Source organism: Streptomyces sp. PL-25 (assembly GCF_058344915.1).
The window spans coordinates 5,860,027-5,883,155 of the sequence record NZ_CP136997.1 but is presented as its reverse complement, the minus strand read 5'-3'; the positions used below and the strand labels follow the sequence as shown (position 1 = coordinate 5,883,155).

Annotated in this window: 12 protein-coding genes; all 12 read left to right on the top strand. The window is 73.7% G+C overall.

Annotated elements, in window-relative coordinates:
- Positions 1-65 precede the first annotated feature (65 nt).
- The 12 genes from R4Z62_RS26300 to R4Z62_RS26245 all read left to right on the top strand — a co-directional run bounded on the left by R4Z62_RS26300 (position 66) and on the right by R4Z62_RS26245 (position 23,128).
- Positions 66-1,733: a PD-(D/E)XK nuclease family protein gene (locus R4Z62_RS26300; protein WP_491521066.1), complete on the top strand. Its 1,668-nt coding sequence runs from the start codon at positions 66-68 to the stop codon at positions 1,731-1,733.
- A complete protein-coding gene (locus R4Z62_RS26295) occupies positions 1,730-2,908 on the top strand; it encodes a pPIWI_RE_Y domain-containing protein (protein WP_389468558.1) in 1,179 nt (392 codons plus the stop codon). Before R4Z62_RS26300 ends, R4Z62_RS26295 begins: the two co-directional genes overlap by 4 nt.
- Entirely contained in the window at positions 2,901-6,485 is a 3,585-nt protein-coding gene (locus R4Z62_RS26290; protein ID WP_491521065.1) for a pPIWI_RE_Z domain-containing protein, read from the top strand. Before R4Z62_RS26295 ends, R4Z62_RS26290 begins: the two co-directional genes overlap by 8 nt.
- A 44-nt stretch (positions 6,486-6,529) precedes the next feature.
- Positions 6,530-9,412: a pPIWI_RE module domain-containing protein gene (locus R4Z62_RS26285; RefSeq protein ID WP_491521064.1), complete on the top strand. Its 2,883-nt coding sequence runs from the start codon at positions 6,530-6,532 to the stop codon at positions 9,410-9,412.
- 469 nt (positions 9,413-9,881) lie between these two features.
- The gene (locus R4Z62_RS26280; protein ID WP_355481788.1) at positions 9,882-11,360 is read left to right on the top strand and encodes a sugar transferase; all 1,479 of its coding nucleotides are present in this window, start codon (positions 9,882-9,884) and stop codon (positions 11,358-11,360) included.
- Positions 11,361-11,433: 73 nt separating this feature from the next.
- Positions 11,434-12,753, top strand: coding sequence for a nucleotide sugar dehydrogenase (locus R4Z62_RS26275; protein ID WP_491521063.1), 1,320 nt, complete (start codon positions 11,434-11,436; stop codon positions 12,751-12,753).
- A complete protein-coding gene (locus tag R4Z62_RS26270; RefSeq protein ID WP_355481786.1) occupies positions 12,743-14,023 on the top strand; it encodes a glycosyltransferase family 4 protein in 1,281 nt (426 codons plus the stop codon). The genes R4Z62_RS26275 and R4Z62_RS26270 overlap by 11 nt, the downstream gene beginning before the upstream one ends.
- Entirely contained in the window at positions 14,020-15,492 is a 1,473-nt protein-coding gene (locus R4Z62_RS26265) for a Wzz/FepE/Etk N-terminal domain-containing protein (protein WP_491521062.1), read from the top strand. The genes R4Z62_RS26270 and R4Z62_RS26265 overlap by 4 nt, the downstream gene beginning before the upstream one ends.
- A complete protein-coding gene (locus R4Z62_RS26260) occupies positions 15,489-17,003 on the top strand; it encodes a Wzz/FepE/Etk N-terminal domain-containing protein (protein WP_491521061.1) in 1,515 nt (504 codons plus the stop codon). The genes R4Z62_RS26265 and R4Z62_RS26260 overlap by 4 nt, the downstream gene beginning before the upstream one ends.
- Positions 17,004-17,006: 3 nt before the next feature.
- Complete coding sequence (asnB, locus tag R4Z62_RS26255; protein ID WP_491521060.1) at positions 17,007-18,947, top strand: asparagine synthase (glutamine-hydrolyzing); 1,941 nt, start codon at positions 17,007-17,009, stop codon at positions 18,945-18,947.
- Positions 18,948-18,980: 33 nt separating this feature from the next.
- Positions 18,981-21,176 (top strand): bi-domain-containing oxidoreductase, encoded by a 2,196-nt coding sequence (locus R4Z62_RS26250; RefSeq protein ID WP_491521059.1) that lies wholly within the window; start codon positions 18,981-18,983, stop codon positions 21,174-21,176.
- Positions 21,173-23,128, top strand: coding sequence for a heparinase II/III family protein (locus R4Z62_RS26245; protein ID WP_491521058.1), 1,956 nt, complete (start codon positions 21,173-21,175; stop codon positions 23,126-23,128). Before R4Z62_RS26250 ends, R4Z62_RS26245 begins: the two co-directional genes overlap by 4 nt.
- Position 23,129 lies beyond the last annotated feature (1 nt).

The window sequence follows — 23,129 nt, the reverse complement described above, 5'->3', positions numbered from 1 at the left end:
ACGGATGGTAGCAGTGAGTAGCATCCCGTGAATGTTGTTCACAGGGGAACAGATGAGGAGAGAGAGTGACCGACTGGCCGCTGCCCGAAGGACTCACCGGTGACCCCCGCCTGATCAGGGTGTTCGCCGGAGGCGCGAAGGAGGGGGCGGAGGACTGCCCCACGCTGCGCGCCGTCAAGGCCCGGCCCCGTCTCCGAGCCGCGCACCGCACTCCCTACAAGCCGGACGACCTGGAGACGTTCGCCCTCGCCCCCGTGATGCGCAGGCTCGATCTCCTGGAGTTCGGCCGGATCCGCGACGATCCGGCCCGGGTGCGCCCGTCCCACCCGGGTCTGGAGCGCTTCGCCGAGCATGCCGCGGCGCAGTACCTGACCGCGGCGGAATCACTGGATCCGGAAGGGCGGTTGCTGCCCGACCACAAATACTGGGTCAGGCAGACGCGTACACCGGCCGGCTCCGGTGGCGGTCGCACGGTGTACGAACTCCGGGCGTGGGGGCGGTGTTACGCCGACCGCGAGCGGACGGTGTGCGAGCTGCGGCTCCTCAGGTTCGGGTCGGTGCGCCGCGGGGGACGCCCACGGGCCGAACGGGATCCGGCGGAGACCGCCATGGCGGCGTACGTCGCCGCCTACGGCGGCCGTGCGGCGGAGCCCGCCCGGTGGGGGGACGAGCACGAGGTGCAGGACGTCACCGCGCCCCGGCGGATCCGGGTCGTGGAGATCGGGTGTCTGGACGGCTCGGTCGGTGAACCGCTGTTCGACGGGACCCCCGAGGAGGCGGAGGCCGCGTACCGCCGGCTCGCCGCACCCCGGCTGCGGGCCACCGTCGACGCCGTGCACCGGCGACCGGGGCCCGGCTGCGCGGTCTGCCGGCTGACCGCCTCCTGCCCCGACCTGCCGCGTGCCCCCGGCGTCCTCGGCGTCGCGGATGTCTCCCGCCCCCGCCGCACCCTGTCCGTCACGGATCTGCGCAGGTACGCGAAGTGTCCGGCCCAGGAGCATCTGCGGCGCCTCCACCTGCCGTACGACGAGAGCCTTGAGCACGACCGCCACGTGACACGGGGGCACGCCGTGCACGCCTGGCTCCAGCGCCTGCACGAGCGGACGCCCCGGCGCCCCTGCACACCCGCCGACGCGCCCGCCGACCCGACGGACTGGGAGGCCGATGGCTGGCACCTGACCGGCGCCGACGCCGAACTCGGGGCCCGGCTGATCGGCCGCCATGCCGCCGTGTGCCCGCTGCGGCACGCCGATCCGGAGGCGCCGGTGGTCGCGGAACGGCTCCTCGCCTTCCAGGACCCGGAGGCCGACGTCGTCCTCGTCGCCAAGCCCGATCTCGTCTACCGCAGCGGCGGAGCGGTGGTGTGGCGGGAGATCAAGAGCACCAGATACCGCGCGCCGCGGGGTGACGAGGACGTCCTGGAGCGGTACCCGCAGGCGGCGCTCGCCCTGGTGCTGCTGGCACAGGGCGTGTTCGGCGGCGACGTGCGCCGCTCGCGCGTCGAGGTGGAGGTCCTGCGGCCGACCGGCTCCGACCTGGAACTCGTCTCGCCCCGCCAGGCCGACCGGGTCGCCACCGCCCGGCGGGTGATCCACGGCCTCGCCGCCCCGTGGCACCGGGACGCCATCTCGGCGCCGAGGCCGGGGCAGCACTGCGCCCGCTGCGAGGTGGCCCGCTGGTGCCCGGCCGTACCACCGTCCTCGGGTGCGGCTGCCGTCGGGGAGCAGCGGTGACGCGCACCGCCGCGGGCGCCGCCCGCTCCCCCCTCGTCCCGCACGACGGACTCACCCTGCTGCGCACCGTGGCGACCGCCGTCCTCGACCTGGACGCCCTGACCGGGCTGGGCACCTTCACCCTCCCGTATCCGGCCGAGGCGCAACGGGCCCTCGACCGCACCGCGCTGGCCTGTCTGCTGCGCGGCGCCGACCCGCCCCTGAGCGTCAGCGACCTGCTCATCTGGTGCCGACGGCGCCCCGTGACGGAATGGCCGCTCGACCTCCCCGACGGTCTGGCGGCCCCGGAGGACAGACTGATCGACAAGGACGCCTGCGTCCCCACCGACCTGTGCTACGAGTGGGCCGTGGACCGGCCGGACTCGGCCACCGAACAGATCGACCGCGCCCTGATCGCCCTGGCGATGGACCGCTGCCGCCTCGCGAACGCCCCGGCGAGCTATGTCGCCTTCCGGCGCCTGCTCGTCGAACACCCCGTGCTCACCCGGGACAAGGCCGCCGAGATCTCACTGGAACCGGCCTTCACCCCACTGGACGGGCTCCTCCGGCAGATCTACCTGCCCGCCCCCGTCGGCTGGGTACGGGGCGGCCGGTTCACCCTGTGCCGACGCTGCCGGACCCTGCTCGCGCCGATGCGCGACGGTGGCTGGTGGTGCGAGAACGCGCGCTGCCGGCACAAGGGGGACGCTCCCGTGGGCCACGCGTACGCGGAGGCCGAGGGCGGTGGAGTACTCCTGCTCACCAGGCCGCTGCGCCTGTTCGTCACCGCCCCGGGCTTCGCCGAGCTGCGCCTGGAGCGGGCCCTGACACGCCTCGGCCTCACTCCCGAGCTGTGGCCGGACTACGACGCGTACGACCTGCGGATCACCCTGCCGGACGGACGGGTGTGGGCCGTGGACGTCAAGGACTGGGCGAATCCGGCGCTGCTCGGACGCAACGCCCTGCTCCTGCCGGACAGGCCACCGCACGACCGGGCCTTCCTCGTCGTCCCCGACCACAGGACAGCCCTGCGCCGGGACTACGTGGCCGTGGTCCGCCGCTTCCTGGACCCCGACGTGCGGCGTCGCACCACCGTGGTCAGCCACCGGCAGTTCATGACGAGGGTGCGCGCCGCTCTCGAAGAGACCCGCGGCGGAGCCGTGGACGACGACCGACCGGAGGACGACCATGCGTGACCGCATGCAGTGGCGCGGCGACCTCATCCAGGAGTTCGCTCCCCACTTCGCGGACGACGCCGATCCGGAGCTGGGCGCGTCCCGGCTGTGCGAGGTCGAGTTGGGGCTCCACCTGGTGGAGCGCCTGCTGCCGGGCCATCCCGCCCAGGCGGGGTGGACCCTCTTCGGCGGGTATCCCTTCGCCTCGGCCCTCGGCCATGCCCGCACGCCCGAGGAGCAGCGCATGCTGCGGATCGGACGGCATCTGCTGTGGCCCCTGCGGCGGCGCCGGATCTGGGCCCAGTCCCTCGACGCCTATCTGTCCCTCCCGCCCGAGCTGCGCGGATACGACCTCGACAGCAGGGACGACCCGCCCCGGCGCCGGAACGTGTCGGTGGCGCACGGCCGATGGGCCGTCTACGCCCGTGCGCTGGCCGACGCCCCGCCGTACCGGACACGGACACTGCCGCCGGCCGAGCCCGGCGGCTGGCGCTTCCTGGAGGGCCAGGCATGGACCTCGGTGGTGCTCCCCGAGGAACTGCCCGCCGAGGAGAGCGCCGGGCATGCCCTCGGACGAGCCGCGGCCTCGGACGGCAAGCCCCTGGAGGTCCCCTGGGACGAACTCGTCGCGACCGCCGCGCGGATGGAGGACAAGCTGCGCGGACCTGGGAATCCCGACGGGGGCGACTGGCGCCGCAGGCTGGAAAGGGTCGAACTGTTCGTCCGGGACACCGAGTCGGACGACTTCGTGCCGGAGAGGAGGATGCTGCGGATCGACCGGATGCTCCATCTCCTCGGGATGGTCGGGGCCGGGAAGAGCACGCTTCGCGACATCCTCGCGGTCTGGGCCGCCACCGATCACAAGCGGGTCACCCTGGTCGTGGGTGACGTCGCCGAAGCCCTGCACCTGACGTCCCTGTTCTCCGCGCTCGGTCTCCGGGCCGCCCCCGTGCTGGGAGCGACCACACGAGAACAGCATCTCCAGCGCACCCACCGCCGCCTGGCCGCCCAGGACGACGGGGCGTCCCTGCTCACCCACGACGCGCTGAGCTTCGACTACCTCAGCACCGCCTGCCCCCTCGACGCACTGCGCGGAGTGGAGGCGGCGGAGCCGCTCGCCCACCGCGACGCGCCCTGCACCCAGCTGTTCCCGCCGAAGCGGCGCCCGCCCCGGCGCCCGCTGACCGCCCTGGCCGTCGACGAGTCGGAGCACGGCCAGGCGCCGAACCTGCGCAAGCGGCACGGCTGCCCCCTGTGGAACAGGTGCCCGCGTCATCACGGCACCCGCGAGCTGGTCACGGCGGACATCTGGATCGCCACCCCCGCGGCGCTGGTGCACAGCGCCGTGCCCGCCCACCAGAACGAGGAACGCGTCCGCTTCCTCGAACTCGCCTGCCGCAGAAGCGATGTGATCATCGTCGACGAGGCCGACCGGGTGCAGATGCAGCTGGACACCATGTTCGCGCCCGCCGCCGTGCTCACGGGGCGCGCGCCCAACTCGTGGCTCGACGAGATCCACCGGCACAAGATCGACGAGCTGGCGCGGGGCGGGCGCATCCAGTTGTCCGACTCCATCGTCATGCAGTGGACCGCCGCCCTGCACACGGTGACGGTCGCCGCCGACCGCATCTATCACATGCTGCTGCGCCACAAGAGTCTGCGCTCATGGGTCGAGTCCGACTACTTCAGCTCCTGGACCCTCCAGTACAAACTGGTCGCGGAATGGTTCGGCAGCCCGTCCGACGCCGACACCGACGCCGCCGACACCCCCGACCGCCCCACCCCCGAATGGGACGAGGAGATCGGCCGGATCGCCGACGAGGACGACGAGGCGGAGGCGGCCGGGGCCCGGAAGCCGGACGTGCCGGGCCCGGCGGGCGCGGCGGGCGGCACGGGCCGCGACGGGGTCGTGACCGTCCTCGACGCGTTCCGGGACGACCCGCTCGGCGACCGGGAGCACGACGACCCCCGGGCCGACGCACTGGTGCGGCTCACCCGCCAGCTCCTGCACACCATGCGCCCCCGCAACGCCCGCCGCCTCGTCGAGCGGGAACTGCTCGCGCTGGCGGGCGATGCCGTGTCCAGGGCGCGGAGCAGCGTCTCGGAGCAGGTGCTGCGCTTCGAGTTCACCCTGCTCCTGTCCGCCCTGCACACCCGGCTCGACCAGCTGACCGAGATGTGGCCGCGGATCGAGGCCGCCCTCAACTTCGAGGCGTCCAGCAACGTACTGTCCCGGCGTCCGCCGGAGGACTACCGTCCGCTGGTCCCCGAATCCCCCATGGGCAACATCCTCGGCTTCCAGTTCCTCCCCGAGAACGCGGGCCTGGGCCGGCTGCGCAGCGGCGAACTGCGCTTCTTCCGCTGTGCGGGCAGCGGCCGCGAGCTGCTCCTGCACCTGCCCGATCTCACCCTCGCCGACGGCCTCCCCGGGCCGAACGTGCTGCTCATGTCGGGGACCAGCTGGGCCGGCCGGTCCACCCGCTTCCATGTGCTCACCGAGGTCGGCGCACTGCTCAAGCCCCCGCCCGCGGAGCGTGAGGCCATCAAGCGGACGGTGTTCCGCACATGTTTCCTGACCGGTCCCGACGGCAGGCCGCTCAGGCTGTCCGGCGCCAAGCCCCATCTGCGTCCCCTCGCTCTCGAACACATGCTGGACCAGCTGGCCCGCCGCTCCGCCGACGGCAAGCCCAGTGTGTTCGAACGGGAACTCGCCGCCCTGGACGACGACGAGCGGCGCGGCCGGCTCCTCGTCCTCACCGGCTCCTACGACGAGGCGCGCCGCGCGGCGGAGATCCTCAACCGCATCCCGCGCTGGGCCGGGAAGGTGTGCCGCCTGATCTCCGACGACGCGGAACAGGAGCACGAGTGGCACTCGGGCCCGGACACGGGGCCCGACGGCGGTGCGGTGGTGGCGCTGCGCCGCGGTGACGTGGCGAACTTCGCCTCGACCGGGACGCAGATCCTCGTCGCGCCGCTCCTCGCCGTCGAGCGCGGCCACAACATCCTCGACCGGGGAGTCGCCGCGATCGGCTCGGTGTTCTTCCTGGCCCGGCCCCACCCGCGCCCCGACGACATCGCCCTGGCCGTGCAGGCCGTGAACGACTGGGTGGCGCGTATGCAACGGGACGGCAGCTTCGCGGAGTTCGTCCGCGCGCAGCCGGGTCTTGACGAGGCCGGGGCGGAGTTCCGGACCCGGGCCCGCGCGCGCTGGCGGTATCTCCTCAACCATCCGCCGGCCTGGAGCCGGCTGAACGAGGAGGAGAAGATCTCGTTCACCTGGGACCAGCTCGTCGTCATCTGGCAGGTCATCGGCCGGCTCGTACGCGGCGGTGTCCCGGCCCGGGTCGTCTTCGTGGACGCCCCGTTCGCCAGCCGGGCGGCCGCGCGCAAGAAGCTGCCGGACACCTGGCACACCAGTCTGCTCCTCGCCATGCGGCACGTGCTGGACCCGTACCTCGCCCCGTCGCCGGGAGACGCCACCACCGCCGACGGTACTCCGGTGACCGCGCTCGACCGGGCGCTCGTCAAAGCCCTGTACGAGCCCTTGCACGCCGCCCTCACCGGACTCGTCCCGTCCGGCCCGGACCCGCGCGGCTGAGCCGCGGACAGGGCCCGTCACCCGAGAACACGAAGGGATTCCCCATGCCCTCCTACTCCACGATCCGGCTCGCGGCCTTCGAACGCGTCCGCGGCGCCGAGTTCGTCCGCCGGCCGCACGGTCTCGCGTTCCCCGCGGCCTGGCGCAAGGAAGTGCTGGACTTCTACCGGATCGGCAGACGCGAACCGCAGAAGATCAACCAGGTACCGGTCCGCCGCCTGAACGAGGTCATCCGCGCGGTGGCTCCCGAACTCCTGTGCGTGGCCCGCAAGGCCACACTGCACGACGACACCCCCTGGCTGTACGCGTACGACCCGCTGCCGGTCCCCGTCATGCGCCAGTTGATCCACTCCTGGATCCGCGACCTGCACCCGCCCCGCACGCGCGCGGAACATCCGGAGCTCACCGAGCGGGCCGTGGAACTCGGCGCGGCGCTGGACGTGGCCGGACTGAGCTGGCAGCCGCAGGAGGTGGACCTCTTCTCGGGCCGTACGACGCCCGGCGGCACCTTCGAACCGGACGCGCTGGTCCACCAGCTCCTGCCGGACGCCCTCGCGCAGGACATCACCCGGCTGGATCCGTACCGCTTCGAGGGCGTCGAGATGGAGTTCCGCATCGCCGCGACCACGCGGGGGGCGGAACTCGTGTCCTGGCCGCCCCGGGACCACCAGGACGACGACGGAACCTGGTGGAAGTTCTCGTTCGTCGTCGCGCTCACCGTGCAGACCGTGCCCTTCTCCGACTTCCGCCTCCATGTCGCCACGGGGGTGCGCCGATGGCGTACCGGCGGTCCCGTTCCGATGCCCTTCCGGCGGTCGGTGTCGGCGTATCTGCTCGGCCGGGATCCGTGGTTGGCGCAGGCACCAGGGACCGGTCGCCTGGCGGTGAGCCGGATGATCAACGACCGCCGCACCGACTCGACCGAGTGGGCGCGCGGCGGCCCCGAGGGGATGCTCGGCCGCCTCCGCTTCTCCCACGGGCTGCCGGACGCCGCGACTGTGCGGGAGGACCCTGACGTCTGGATGTCGGGGAAGGACGGCGTCCAGATCGGTGTCGTGCACGCGACGTCCATGGGCGGACACGGCGTCGGAACCGGCCTCATGCCGCGCGACCGTTCCCCGCTCACCGACTGGGCGGCCGAGGCGTTCGCCCCGCGTCTCACCCGCCTGGACGACTTCACCCGCAGCCGTCACCCCGTCCTGCCGCGGAACCTGCCGAAATCCCCGACGGGCCGGACGAAGGAGGAACGGGCGCTCAAGAAGGAGGAGTTGACGCACGCGCGACGGCAGGAGCGGCGCCTCGCCCTGGCACGGACGCTCGGCGGCGCGCCGCTGGTCGTGGAGGCGCGATGGCAGAACCCCCGCACCCGTGACGCGCTGGTCGAGCAGTTGGCGGACCTCCTCGGCCTGGACGGAGCGGGCGGGGCGGGTGCGGTGCGCTCGTGGTCGACACCGCAGTTGGAGGTGCGTCTGTACCTGGAGGACGCCTCTTTCGTCGCCGCCCGGCTCGACTTCCCGGAGGGTCGGCCGCGGCGCAGGCACCTCGCCTCGGCGATCGGCACACGACGGCGGGAGATCGCCGAGCTGTGTGCGCGTGACGGACGCCCCGACGTCCAGGCGGTCGTGATCGAGATCGGTCACCCGAGCTCGTTCCGGCCCGACATGGTGGATCCCAAGTTCGCCGCGCGTCTCGGCTACGCCGACGCCGGACGGCTGACGAAGTTCATCACCGTGCCCAGCTCGAAGCGGGGTACCGCCACGAAGAAGAACATCGCTCACCGCGCCCACCAGACCTGGTCGCACGTCTTCCGGCAACTGGGCTCGTGCACCGTCCCGGAGCACAGTGCGGACGACGTGCCCGACGACCTGGACCACGTGGCGCTGTGGATGGTCAAGCGCCGCGCCGACGGGCCGACGTACACCCGCGGGACCGTACCGGTCGCCGTGCGGGTGAGCGCCGCCGACGGCTCGGTCACGGGCTGGGACCCGGAGAGCGGGGACTGGATCCCCTACCGGAAGCTGCTGCTCTCCCTGGCCCGCCACGCCGAAGTCCCGGGAACGTACCCGCGGTTCGAGAACCTCGATGACACCGACGACACCGACGACGAGGGTTCGGGCGCCGACGGGGCGGCGGAGGAGGTGACCGGGGACGCGGAGGTTCCCGCCGCCGGGGCCACGAGCGGCGATCAGCGGCGCACCACGGCCTGGGTCCCCGACCTGGAGGAGGAGCGGGCGCGGACGGCGCAGTTCGTAAGGTCGATGCTCTACAGTCTGCGCGACCGGAACGTCCTGCTGCTCTCCCACGCCCAGAACGCGCGGCTGCACTGGCCGTGGCTGGCCAACGGCCGGCTGGTCCCGGACGCACTTCAGTTCGGAGGCAACCCGGCCCAGCACATCTCTCTGTACGGCGAGCGGCTGTGCCATGTGCGGGTGCGCGACGACATGTCCGACGAGACCCCGCAGTGGTTCGCCCCGGACGACGAGTCCCACGAACACGGCTTCGCCAGCGGTCTGTGGCACCGTTCGGAGGCCACCGGCGACCACCGCGTCCACTACAGCACCGGCGAGAAGCCCCACACGGCCAAGCACGCCGTGAAGACCGCGTCGAAGATCGCGACCCGGATCCCGGTGCGGAAGAAGCCGGAGAACGGCGACGAGGACCAGGAGCCGGAGCCGGTCATCGACACGGGGACCAACGCATGGAACCCCGCGGCGCTGGAGATCGCCGTGCTCGCGGTGCCGGAGGAGGGGACGGCCGAGGCGGGGGCCTGGACCGCCGTGGCCCACCAGCTGCGGAGGGCCCCGGACTACGACGTCACGCTGAAGCTTCCGCTCCCGCTCCACCTGGCCAGGAAGACCGCGCAATACGTCCTGCCGCACGAGGACGACACCGAGGGGGCCGCGCCCGAGGAGGGGGCCGGACAGTGACCCGGGGCCCCGGCCGGCAGCCGTGAGAGGGCCGGGGCCCCGGAGCCGTCAAGATCCGTTTTCAGGCATTCACCAGAAGAGATCATTATCGGAACACCAGCACGCCATACCGATCGACGATCATCAAATCCCGCAGCTCACACACGAATTGCACACACCCTCTCTCCATATCGTTCCCGATGGTCTAGATTGACCGTGCTTCAGCTGTTCATGCTCGGTACGGCCATTGATGATCAATGGATCCGGCGCCGCGGAAGACCGGCGGCCGTTTCCTCGGTACCAGACGTGGGGTGATCGTTCTCCGGGGCGCGAAAGGAGTCGAACAGCTCTTGAACAGCCGCGATGTGCTGCGGGGGCGGGAGAGGCGGGGGCCTCTCCGGGGGAGGAACAGCGCGGCGCGGGGGGCGGGGGCCTCCCGCGGACAGGGTGCGACGACGACGTCGGACCACTGCGGACCTGGGGGGGTTCTGTGCGGCAAGGGGAGTTGGTCAGCCCGTTTCCGTCTGCGCGCGAGCGGCCGTCGGACGGGTCACTGGGCCAGTCCGCCATCGACTGGGAACAGCGGTACCGACGTGCCGTGATCGCGGGTGACACCGCGGCCACCGCCTGCGTGGTGGCGGCCATCGGCAACTTCTTCGGGGCCCGGGACGCGGCCAACTGGCACGAGAAATGGGGAATTCTCGCATTCGGCACCGAGCTGCTGGTGCTGGGCTCGCTCGCGGTGAGCCGGGCGTGGGCACCGGCCGTTCTCGGCCAGGGAGCCGAGGAATTCCGCCGGCTCGGACGCTCGCTTTTCATGGCGACCGTCGCCCTGGCACTCGGCGGAATCGCGCTCACCTCGCGCAACATCAAACTCTGGATCTTCGTCGCGATTCCCGCCATCGCGCTGGTCACCATGACCGAGCGGTATCTGCTGCGCCTGTGGCTGCACAAACAGCGCAAGGAAGGGCGCTGCCTGCGGCCGGTCCTGGCCGCCGGAAGCCCCGCCACCGTGCGCGACCTGATCACCCGCACCCGCAAGTTCCCGCACCTGGGCTGGCGGGTGGACGCGGTGTGCACGACTCAGGGCCCCGGGCTCGACGGCGACCGGCTGGACGGGGTGCCGGTCGTCGGCCGGCTGGCGGACGTCTCCGGCCATGTCCGGCGCGACGGCTACCGGGTCGTGGCGGTGACACCGGACCCGCACTGGTCACCGGACCGGCTCCAGCGGCTGGCCTGGAACCTGGAGGGCAGCGACGCCGAGATGGTCGTGGCCCCGGTGCTGATGGAGGTGGCCGGACCGCGGCTGCACGTCGACGCGGTGCTCGGGATCCCGCTGCTGCGGGTCAGCATGCCGGCCTTCACCGGCGGGCGGCGCGCGGTCAAGGGCGTCGTGGACCGGCTGGGCGCCGCGGTCCTGCTGCTGCTGTTCGCACCGCTGATGGCGGCCGTCGCGCTGCTCGTGCTGGCGGACAGCCGGGGCGGGGCGTTCTACCGGCAGCGCAGGGTCGGCAAGGACGGCCGCGAGTTCACCATCCTCAAGTTCCGCACCATGGTCGCCGGCGCCGACCGCGCACGCGCCGCGCTGGCCGACCGCAACGAGGGCGCGGGACTGCTGTTCAAGCTGCGCCGGGACCCGCGGGTGACCCGGGTGGGAGCGGTGCTGCGCCGCTACTCGATCGACGAACTGCCGCAGCTCTTCAACGTGCTCACCGGCTCCATGTCGCTCGTCGGCCCGCGCCCGCCGCTCCCGGAGGAGTCCGCCGCGTACGGCCCGGACATCCGGCGACGGCTGCTGGTCAAGCCGGGACTCACCGGCCTGTGGCAGATCAGCGGCCGCAGCGACCTGTCGTGGGAGGAGGCGGTCCGGCTGGACCTGCGGTACGTGGAGGACTGGTCGCTCGCCCTGGACACGGTGATCTTGTGGAAGACGCTGCGCGCGGTGCTCTACGGGCAGGGGGCCTACTGATGCGCGGCGACCGCCGTCCGGCCGGTGTACGAGGAGCGGGCCGCCACGGCCTGCCCGGGGGGAGGAACGGGACATGAGGGTCAGCGTTCTCGGGCTCGGCTACGTGGGCTGCGTGTCGGCCGCGTGCCTGGCCCGCATGGGGCACGACGTCATCGGGGTGGACGTGAACCAGGTCAAGGTCGACCTGGTCGCCGACGGCAGGGCCCCGGTGGTCGAGGAGGGGATCGGCGAGCTGGTCGCCGAGGTCGTACGGAGCGGAGCGCTGCGCGCCACCGCCGACGTGCGCGAGGCGATCCGGGAGAGCGAGGTGTCGCTGGTCTGCGTGGGCACCCCCTCGGAGCCCAACGGCTCCCTGTGCACCACCTATCTGGAGCGGGTCACCGAGGAGATCGGCGCCGCGCTGGCCGAGCGGGGCGGGCGGCACACCGTCGTGTTCCGCAGCACCATGCTCCCGGGCACCTGCCTGAACCTGCTGGTGCCGATCCTGGAGAAGCACCTCGGCGGCACGGCCGGGGTGGACGTCGGGGTCGCGGTCAACCCGGAGTTCCTGCGCGAGGGCACCAGCGTGCGGGACTTCTTCGACCCGCCCAAGACCGTCATCGGCGAACTGGACCCGACGAGCGGCGACATGGTGGCGGCGCTCTACGACGGCCTGCCCGGCGAGGTGTTCCGGGTGCCGGTCCCCACGGCCGAGGCGATCAAGTACGCGGACAACGCCTTCCACGGCCTCAAGATCGGCTTCGCCAACGAGTTCGGCGCGGTGTGCCAGGCGCTCGGGGTCGACTCGCACCAGGTGATGGACGTGTTCCTGGCCGACCGCAAGCTGAACATCAGCCCCGCCTATCTGCGGCCCGGCTTCGCCTTCGGCGGCTCCTGCCTGCCCAAGGACCTGCGCAGCCTGGTCCACGCGGCGCGGCGGGCCGATGTCTCGGTGCCCATCCTCGCCCATGTGCTGCCCTCCAACGCCGACCACCTCCAGCGCGCGGTGGAGCTGGTGGAGCGCACCGGCAGGCGCCGGGTGGGCCTGTTCGGGCTGTCCTTCAAGCCCGGCACCGACGACCTCCGCGAGAGCCCGCTCGTCGAGCTGGCCGAGCGGCTCTTCGGCAAGGGCTACGACCTGCGGATCCACGACGCCAACGTGAGCCTGTCCCGGCTGCTCGGCGCGAACCGCGAGTACGTCGAGAGCCGGCTGCCGCACCTCGCGCAACTGCTCGCGGACTCCGTGGAGGAGGTGCTCGACCACGCCGAGGTGTGCCTGGTCGGCACCAGGGACCCGGCCGTGCTGTCGGCGCTGCCCCGCGGTGGCGGCGGCCCGGTGATCGTCGATCTCGTCCACCTTCCCGACGCCGACGCGCGCCGGGCCGAACCGGGGTACGTGGGCCTTGCCTGGTGACACGTCGTTCGACCGCGCGTCCGCCGACGACCGGCCGGGGCGGCGCGCGCTGATCCTGGTGGAGAACCTGTCGGTGCCGTTCGACCGGCGGGTGTGGCAGGAGTGCACGACGCTGCGCGACGCGGGCTGGGAGGTGCACGTCATCTGCCCCCGGGGCGGCAAGCGGGACACCGAGCCGGAGGCGGAGATCGACGGGGTGCGGATCCACCGCTACCCGCTGCGCGCGGCCACCGGAGGCCCGGCCGGCTATCTGCGGGAGTACGGATCGGCGCTGTGGCACACCTTCCGGCTGGCCCGCGAGGTCGGCCCGGTCCATGTGGTGCACGCCTGCAACCCGCCCGACCTGCTGTTCCTGCCCGCGCTGTGGCTCAAGCGGCGCGGCGCGCGGTTCGTCTTCGACCAGCACGACCTGGTGCCCGAGCTGTATCTGTCCCGGTTCGGCCGCGGCGAGGACCTGCTCTACCGCGCCGTGTGCGCGCTGGAGCGGCTGACCTACCGGGCCGCGGACGTCGTCCTGGCCACCAACGAGAGCTACCGGGACGTCGCGGTGCGCCGGGGCGGCCGGCGCCCCTCGGACGTCTTCGTGGTGCGCAGCGCGCCGGACACCGACCGGTTCCGGCCCGTGCCGCCCGAGCCGGAGCTGAGGCGCGGCAAGCCCCATCTGCTGTGCTACCTGGGCGTCATGGGCCCGCAGGACGGCGTCGACTACGCGCTGCGGGCCCTCGCGAAGCTCCGGGACGAGCACGGGCGCACCGACTGGCACGCGGTGTTCGTCGGCGCCGGTGACACCTTCGACGCGATGGTGGAGCTGTCCCGGCGGCTCGGCCTCGCGGACCGGGTGGAGTTCACCGGACGCGTCCCGGACGCCGATCTGGTGCGCTACCTGTGCACCGCGGACGTGTGCCTCTCCCCCGACCCGCACAACCCGCTCAACGACGTGTCGACCATGAACAAGGTCCTGGAGTACATGGTGATGGGCCGCCCGGTGGTCTCCTTCGACCTCCGGGAGGCACGGGTCTCCGCCGGGGACGCCGCCGTGTACGCGCCCGGCAACGACGAGAGCGAGTTCGCCCGGCTCATCGCGCGGTTGCTGGACGACCCGGAGAAGCGGGACCTGATGGGCAAGGCAGGCCGCGAGCGGATCAGCGGGCCGCTGTCCTGGCGGAACTCGCAGGCGGCGCTGCTCGCCGCCTACGCCGCCGCCTGCGACGGCCGTACCCCGGCGCCGAAGGGCGGCCCGCTCCGGGCGGGACGGAGGCCGCGCCGTTGAGCGACGACACGATACGCCTGGTCACGGTCGGCCGGATCCTCCGTGGCCGCTGGCGGCTGCTCCTCGTGCTCACCGTGCTGGGCGCGCTCGCCGGATACGGCGCCTCCCTGCTGTTCCCGCCGCGCTACACGACGTCGGCGTCGGTGCTGCTGCCCGGGGCGTGGGAGGAGCGCGAGCTGCTGACCCAGCAGGAGATCGCGACCAGTTCGGCGGTGACCGACCGCGCCGCCGCCGCGCTGCACTGGTCCGGGGTCGGCGGAAAGGACCTGCGGCGCCGGGTGAGCGCCAGGACCGCCGACGGGAACATCATCACGATCTCGGGCACGGCCTCCACCCCGGAGCGGGCGCAGCAACTGGCCGACCAGGTGGCCCAGCAGTTCGTCGCGTTCGCCGCGCACGTCGTGGACGCCGGCACCGACTCCGACGCGGCGGCGCAGCTCGACACGCTGCGGCAGATGGTGGTGCAGTCCAGCCGCCGTATCACCGAGCTGGCCGACGCGGCCGATCCGGGGCGGACGGTGGAGAGCGTGCAGACCCGCACCGAGCTGGAGAAGCTGCGCACCTCGCTGCGGGAGGCCATCACCAAGCTGGACCAGGCCGACCCGGCGGCCGGCAAGGCCACCATGGTCGTCATGGGCCCGGCGGCCCGGCCGTCCGGCGAGGCACCGCCGACCCGGTGGCAGCTCGTGGGCGCCGGGGCGCTGCTCCTCCTCCTGCTCGCGGTCCTCGGCCAGCTCGCCGCCGCCCGGATGAGCCGTCGGCTGCGCACCGCGCCGGAGATCGCCGCGGCGCTGGGTTCGCCGCTGCTGGGCACCGTCGACGTACCCGGTGAGCGGTCGGCGCACCGGCCGGGCGGCCGTGGCGCGCGGGCCCGGCTGCGCCGGGTGCTGGGCACCGACGTCCGGTGGGACGTACCGGTGCCGCGGGTCGCCGCCGACGAGGCGGGGCGGCGGATCCGCCACCGGCGGGTGTGGGCCCGTCTCCAGGACCGGCTGACGTCCCCCGGGCGGCTGCTGGTCCTCGTCCCGGACGGTGACGAGGTCGCCCGCCGGGCGGCCGGGCAGCTCGCCGCCGAGGCCTGGAGCGGTCCGGCCGCCCCGGATTCCCCGGTTTCCGCGGCTTCCCCGGTGTCCGCGGCTTCCCCGGTTTCCCCGGGCTTCAGGGGCTCCTCGGGCTTCACGGGCGGGGAGCGCGCCGAGCCGCAGGTGGTGGCCGTCTCCGTGTCGCGGCCGCTGGTGCCGGACCGCGACGACGAGTCGGGTGCCCTGGTCGTGCTCAGCGCGGGCCACTGGACCGCGGACGAGCTGGCGGGCGTCGCCGAGGCGTGCGCGGACGCCGGGCACGAGATCGTCGGCGTCGTCCTCGCCTGCCCGGTCCGGTCCCGTCCGGCGCGGTCCGCCGGACGTCCTCCGAAGGCCGCCGCGACGGGGTCCGCGACCGGCGGCGACGCGAAGGGAAGCCGAGGGTGACGACGAGCAGCACCGTGGAGTCGCCGGCCGCCGCTCCGCTGCTGGACCTGCACGCGCTGGTGGTGGCGGTGCGCAGACGGCGCCGTCTGTGGTGCGCCCTGGCGCTGCTGGGACTGCTCGCCGGTGCGGCGGTCGCGGTCCTGCGGCCGCCGCCGCCCACCGCCGTGACCGAGGTGCTGGTCGCGCACCAGGAGGACCAGCCCAACGACCCCGGGACGCTCATCCGCACCGATGTCGCGCTGCTGCACACCACACGGATCGCCGGTGCGGCCCTGAAGTCCCTGCACTCCGCCGAGGCGCCGGAGGACTTCATGCGGGACTACCAGGGGGCCGGTCTGACCAACAACCTGATGCGGATCACCGTGACCGGTGCCAGCGACGCGGAGGCGGTGGCCCGTGCCGGGGCGCTGGCCGACGCGTTCGTCGCCGACCATGTGCGGCGGATCCAGGAGGCCGCGAACGCCGAGGCCAAGGCGCTGCTCGACCAGCGGGACCGGATGCAGGGCGAACTCGCCCAGGTCAACAAGGCGATCGGGGACGGTACGCCGCAGAGCGGGCCGAAGGAGTCGGCCGACCTGGAGTCGCTCTTCGCCCGCCGGGCCGAACTCACCTCGCGGATCACCGACTTCAGCCAGCGTGCCGCCGACGCCCGCATCGGCACGCCCCGGCTCGTCGCCGGTACGCAGATCGTGGACGCGGCACGCCCGGTGCGGCACTCCCTGCCCCGGGCCGCCGCCACCGACGCCGCGATCGGGCTCGTCCTCGGGCTGGCCCTCGGGCTCGCGGTGGCCGCCGTGGGCGCGGTGGTGGCCGACCGCCCCGTACTGCGCCGGGAGATCGCGGCGCACCTCGGCGCCTCGGTGCTCGCGGAGCTGCCCCACCGCCCCGGACGGCGCCGCAGGACCCGGGCGGCGCACGAACGGCTCACCGCGTTCCTGGCCCGCACCGTGCACGGCTCGCCGGAGCCGGTGTCGCTGCTGGAGCTGGGCTGCGCGCGCACCGCGAGCGCGCTCGCGGTGGACCTCGCCCGCGCGCTGGCGGAGCGGGGGCGGCCGGTGACCGTCGTGGACGGGCTGCCCGGCACCCGGCTCCCGGGCCGCCGCCCGCGCCCGGACGACCCGGCCGTGATCAGCGGCGACGAGGCCGCCGGACTGCCCCGCCACGAGCGGTGGATCGGCGTGGGCTCGGTGGCGCCCGGCACGGCGTGGACCGACCTGCGCCGTCTCGGCACGCGGACCGTGCTCGTCGTACGGGCCGGGCACGCGGGCACCGCCTGGCTGCACACCGTGGCCCGGCACCTCGCCGACCAGCATGTCCCGGTGCTGGGCGTGGTGCTGGTCGACCCCGATCCGCGCGACCGCACCGACGGCACGCTGTGGGACGGGCCGCACACCGCGCTGCGCGGCGCGGGCGAGCGCACGGCCCGGCTCAACGGAACGGGTCCGCGGTGGACGGAGCTGCCGCCGACGCGGGCGGCACGGGTCCCGGACAGCGATCAGGAGGCGCGGTAGCACATGTGCGGCATCGCAGGCACGTACCGGTGGCCGGACGGCAAGGCCGTCGCCGACCGGCTCACCGAGGTCCTCGCCCACCGCGGTCCGGACGGGGCGGGGCGCTACAGCCACCCCGCGGGGGACGGTGAGGTGCACCTCGGGCACCGCCGGCTGGCCGTCGTCGACCTGTCGCCGACCGGCGCCCAGCCGATGGTCTCCGGCGGCCTGGCCCTGACGTACAACGGCGAGCTGTACAACGCGCCCGAGCTGCGCGCCGAACTGGCCGCCGCCGGGGTGCGCTTCCGCGGTACCTCGGACACCGAGGTGCTGCTGGAGGCGTGGCGGCGCTGGGGCACGGACTGCCTGCCCCGGCTGCGCGGCATGTTCGCGTTCGGGGTGTTCGACGAGCGGTCCGGCGATCTGGTGCTCGCCCGCGACCAGTTGGGCATCAAGCCGCTGTTCGTGCTCCGCCGGGGCGAGGGCCTGGTGTTCGCCTCCGAGCTGAAGGCGCTCGCCGCCGTGAGCGGCGGTTCGCTCCAGGTGGACCACGCGGCGCTGGTGGCCTCGCTGCTGTACTACTGGGTGCCGGACTCGCGGTGCGCGTTCCGCGAGGCGGAGAAGCTGCCGCCGGGGAGCTGGCTGAGGTGCCGGGCCGACGGGCGGGTGGAGCGCGGCCGGTACTGGCGGCTGAAGGACGTCGCCGCCGAGGGCGCCGAGCGGGCCCGAAGCGGCGAGCGGCCGGATCTCGCCGCCGTGGTGGAGGAGTCGACGCGCCGCCATCTGCTCTCCGACGTGCCGGTGGCCGCCTTCCTCTCCGGCGGCCTGGACTCCAGCTATCTGACCGCGCTGGCGGCCCGCGAGCGGCCGGGCCTCTCGGCCTACACGATCGGGTTCCGCGCCGAGGACGCCCGGTTCGAGGCGATGCCGGACGACCTGCGCTACGCCCGGCAGGTGGCGGAGCGGTTCGGGGTCGACCTGCACGAGATCGAGATCGCCCCGGACGTGCTCGACCTGCTGCCCCGGATGACGTACCACCTGGACGAGCCGATCGGCGACCCGGCGGCGATCAACACCTTTCTGATCTGCTCGGCCGCCCGCGACGCCGGGGTCAAGGTGATGCTCTCGGGGATGGGCGCCGACGAGCTGTTCGCCGGGTACCGCAAGCACCTGGCCAATCTGCTCGCGCTACGCTACCAGCGCGTGCCCCGGCCGCTGCGGCGCGGTCTGTCGCGGGCCGTGGACCGGCTGCCGGTGGCCTCGGCCCGCCGGGGCTACCGGTCGGTGCGCTTCGCCAAGCGGTTCCTGTCCTTCGCCGGGCTGCCGGAGGAGACGGCGTTCCGGCGCAGCTACACCATGTACGACCGGGACGAGCTGCTCGCGCTGGTCGACCCGGACCTGGCCGGGGCGGTCGAGGACGTGCTGACCGAGCACGCGGACGTGTACCGGGACAACACGCTCGACGACTTCGTCAACCGCATGTGCCTGGGCGACGCCCGGATGTTCCTGCCGGGCCTGAACCTCGCCTACACGGACCGGTCGAGCATGGCCGCCTCGACCGAGGTGCGGGTGCCGTACGTGGACGTCGAGGTGGTGAAGGCCGCGTTCGCGGTGCCCGGCGACCGCAAGATCGTCGGGCGGCAGGGCAAGGCGGTCCTCAAGGAGGCGGCGGGCACGGTCCTGCCCAAGGAGATCGTGTACCGGCCCAAGGGCCTGTTCAGCGCCCCGCTGCGGGCCTGGATGAGCCGGGACCTGGCGCCGCTGGTGCGCGAGGTGGTGCACGACGGCGAGCTGGTCCGCTCCGGGTTCCTGCGCCGCGACGCGCTGGCGCGGATGGCCGCCGAGGACGCCGCCGGGCACCGGGACTTCTCCAAGCATCTGTGGCATGTGCTGACCCTCGAACACTGGTATCGCGGCGCGGTCACGGGGACCGGCCCGCACGCTCCTTCGACGTCGACGGCTTAGAGACAGCAGAGACATGAGAGACAAGGGACTTCGGTGAAACAGGTCGTGCAGAACTACCGGAGCGGCGAACTGGCGCTGCTCGACGTGCCGGTGCCCGGGTGCAAGCCGGGCGGAGTGCTGGTGCGGAGCGCCTACTCGCTGATCTCCACCGGGACCGAGCTGATGAAGGTGTCCGAGGCCGGCATGTCGATGCTGGGCAAGGCCCGTTCGCGTCCCGACCAGGTGGCCAAGGTCGTGCAGAGCGTCGCGGCCAACGGGGTGCCGGCCACGTACCGCAAGGTGATGGGCAAGCTGGACTCCTACACGCCGCTGGGCTACTCGCTGTGCGGGGTGGTCGAGCAGGTCGGCGCCGGGATCGACGAGGTGAAGGCCGGTGACCTGGTGGCCTGCGCGGGCAACGAGCACGCGCTGCACGCCGAGCTGAACTGGGTGCCGAAGAACCTCTACGCACCCGTGCCCGACGGCCTCGCGCCCCGGCACGCGGCCTTCGGCACCGTCGGCTCGATCGCGTTGCAGGGCGTGCGCCAGGGCGAGTCGCGGCTCGGCGAGGTGGCCCTGGTCATCGGCCTCGGGCTGATCGGGCAGCTGGTGGTGCAGTTGCTGACGGCCTCCGGGGTGCGTGTGGTCGGGGCCGACCCGGATCCGGCGCGCTGCGAACTGGCCGCCCGCCTCGGCGCGGTGGCCTGCGGCGATCCCGGCTCGGCCGCCGTGGAGAACTCCGTCGCCGAGCTGAGCGGCGGCCACGGCGCCGACCAGGTGTATCTGGCCGCGGGCGGCGGCAGCAACCAGCCCGTGGAGCTGGCCGCCCGGCTCGCCCGGGACCGGGGCCGGGTCGTCGACATCGGCAAGTGCCGCCTGGACCTGCCCTGGAACGCGTACTACGAGAAGGAGCTGGACGTCCGGTTCTCCCGCTCCTACGGCCCCGGGCGCTACGACCCGGAGTACGAGCTGGAGGGGCGGGACTACCCGATCGGCCATGTGCGCTGGACCGAGCGGCGCAACCTGGCGTGCTTCCTCGATCTGCTGGCCCGCGGCCGCGTCGACGTGGAGCCGCTGATCTCCCATCTGGCCGACTTCGACGACGCCGTGGAGACGTACCGGCGGCTGGAGGGCGGCGAACTGAAGGCCGTGGCCGTGCTGTTCCGCTATCCGGGGCAGCCCGCGGCGGCCCCGGAGACGGCGGCACCGGCGGTGGCCGTGCCCGCCGTGCGGCGCGGCGGCGCGGCGCAGCCACCGGCCCGGCCCGCCGGGACTCCGGTGCGGCTGGCGTTCGTCGGCGCGGGCAACTACGCGACGTCGATGCTGCTGCCGCACCTGGCGGGCCGCGAGGGCGTCGAACTGTCCGCCGTCGTCACCACGACGGCGCTGTCCGCGGCCAACGCCCGGCGCACGTTCGGCTTCGCCCGTGCCACCACCGACCTCGACACGGTGCTCGGCGACCCGTCCGTCGACGCGGTGTTCGTGGTGACCCGCCACCACTCGCACGCCGAGCTGACCCGCAGGGCGCTGCTGGCCGGCAAGGCGGTGTTCGTGGAGAAGCCGCTCGCGCTCACCGAGGACGAGCTGTCCGGGGTGCTCGCGGCGGTGGAGGAGTCCGGCAACGACCGGATCCAGGTGGGCTTCAACCGCCGGTTCGCGCCGCTGCTCCAGGAGGCCAGGAAGCTGCTCGGCACCCGGACGGGACCGGCGAGCCTGCGCTACCTGGTCAACGCCGGGCGTCTCGAACACGGCAGCTGGTACCTCCAGCAGGGCACGGAGGGCTCGCGGTTCACCGGTGAGGGCGGGCACTTCATCGACACGGCGAGCTGGCTGCTGGGCGCCGACCCGGTCTCGGTGTACGCCGTCGCCCCGCCCGGCCAGGAGGACCTCCAGGTCGTGCTGTGCTACCCGGACGGCTCCACCGCCACCGTCAGCTACGTCACCGGCGGCGCGCCCGGCTTCCCCAAGGAGACGCTGGACCTGGTCGCGGACGGCAAGGTGCTGCGCCTGGACGACTTCGTCCGGGCCGCCGTCCACGAAGGGCGCCGCAGGCAGTGGGCCGGGTCCCGGCTGCCCCGGGCCCGGGACAAGGGGCAGAACGCCGAACTCGCCGCGTTCGTGCGGGCGGTGCGCACCGGTGGACCGATGCCGGTGCCGCTGGAGTCGCTGGTCGCGACCACGTCGGCCACCCTCGCCGTGCGGGCCTCGCTGGCGGCCGGCGCGCCGGTGGCCCTGGCGGCGGCGCGATGACCATGGGCGCGGGCTGGTACCTGCGGCGGCTGTCCCGGATGGGGCCGCGGGAGATCGGCGGCCGGACGGCCGACGCGGTGCGCAGACGGCGGTGGCGGTCGGCGGCGCCGCCGAGGCGCCCGGAGGTGACCGGCGCCCGGTTCACGGCGGTGCTGCCCGCGGGCACGGCCGCCGCGGTGCCTCCGGACGCCGCCAAGCGCCTGCTGACCGAGGCGGACCGGCTCATGGCCGGGCACGGCGGCTGGTTCGGGGTGGCCCGCGAGGACCTCGCCGACCCGGACTGGTCGTACGACCCGAGGACCGGGCGCCGGGCCCCCGGCGGCTACGCCTTCGACGTGCCCTACCGGGACGAGGACGCGGTCGGGGACATCAAGCAGATCTGGGAGCCGTCCCGGCACCAGTACCTCACCGTGCTCGCCGCCGCCCACGCGCTCACCGGCGACGAGCGGTACGCGGAGCGGGTGGCCGCCCTGCTGCGGTCGTGGTGGGCGGCCGAGCCGCCGCTGCGCGGGGTGCACTGGACCAGCGGCATCGAGCTGGGGATCCGGCTGCTGTCGTGGGTGTGGATCCGGCGGCTGCTGGAGGGCTGGCCGGGCGCGGCGGCGCTGTTCGAGGACAACCCGGTGGCGCTGGACCAGATCTGGCACCACCAGCGCTGGCTGGCCGCCTTCCCCAGCCGGGGCTCGTCGGCGAACAACCATGCCGTCGCCGAGGCCGCCGGGCAGTTGGCCGCGTCCTGTGCGTTCGGCTGGTTCCCCTCCTCGCCGCGCTGGCGCGCCGACGCGCTGGCGTCGCTGGAGCGGCACCTGAGGAGCAACACCTTCGGCTCCGGTCTCAACCGCGAACTGGCCACCGAGTACCACGGTCTGGTCCTCGAACTGGGGCTCGCGGCCGTGGCGGAGGCGGACGCCGCCGGTGTGCCGGTGCCCGCGGTGGTCCGGCTGGTGCTGCTGCGGATGACGGACGCGCTCGCGGCCGTCGTGGACAGCACGCTGCGGCCGCCGCGCCAGGGCGACGCGGACGACGGGCACGGCCTGGTCGTGGACGGCGCGGGCACCGACCGCTGGGGCTCGCTGCTGGCCACCGGGGACGCCGTGTTCGGGCGGCTGGACTGGTGGCCGCAGGTGCCCGGCACCGATGTGCGCACCCCGCTGCTGGCCGCCCTGGTGCGGCCCGGCGCCCCGGCCGTGTCCCGCCCGACTCGGCGGCCGGACCACTTCGCCGACGCGGGCCTGACCGTGCTGCGGAGTCCCCAGGGGATCTGGTGCCGCTGCGACGGCGGCCCGCACGGCTTTTTGTCCATCGCCGCGCACGCCCACGCGGACGCGCTGTCCGTGGAGGTCCGGCACGACGGGGTCGACGTGCTCGCCGACCCGGGGACGTACTGCTACCACGGGCAGCCCGCGTGGCGGCGGTACTTCCGCTCGACGCTCGGCCACAACACCCTGGAGCTGGACGGCGCCGACCAGTCCGGCTCCGGCGGCCCGTTCCTGTGGACGCGTCAGGCCCGCAGCCGGGTCCTGGCCGCGGACCCGTCCGGCGCCGAGAGCGGGGGGACCGCCCGCTGGTGCGCCGAACACGACGGCTACCGGCCCTCCGTGCACCGCCGCCTGGTGGAACTGGACGGCAGCACAGAGGAGTTGCGCGTCGTCGACGAGGTGCGCGGACCGCACCGCGCCGTACGCCTGGCGTTCCATCTCGGCCCGGCGGTCACCGCGGACCTGGCGGGGCACCGGGCCGTGCTCACCTGGACCCGGGACGGCGAGGACCGCCGCGCGGTGCTGGACCTGCCCGCGCGGCTGGACTGGCGGGCGCACCGCGGCGAGAGCGACCCGCCGCTCGGCTGGTACTCCCCCGGATTCGGCCGCAGGGAGCCCGCCACGACCCTGGTCGGCACCGGATTCACCGACGGCACACAGGAGTTCACCACCGTGCTCGGGTTCGGCGGCTAGG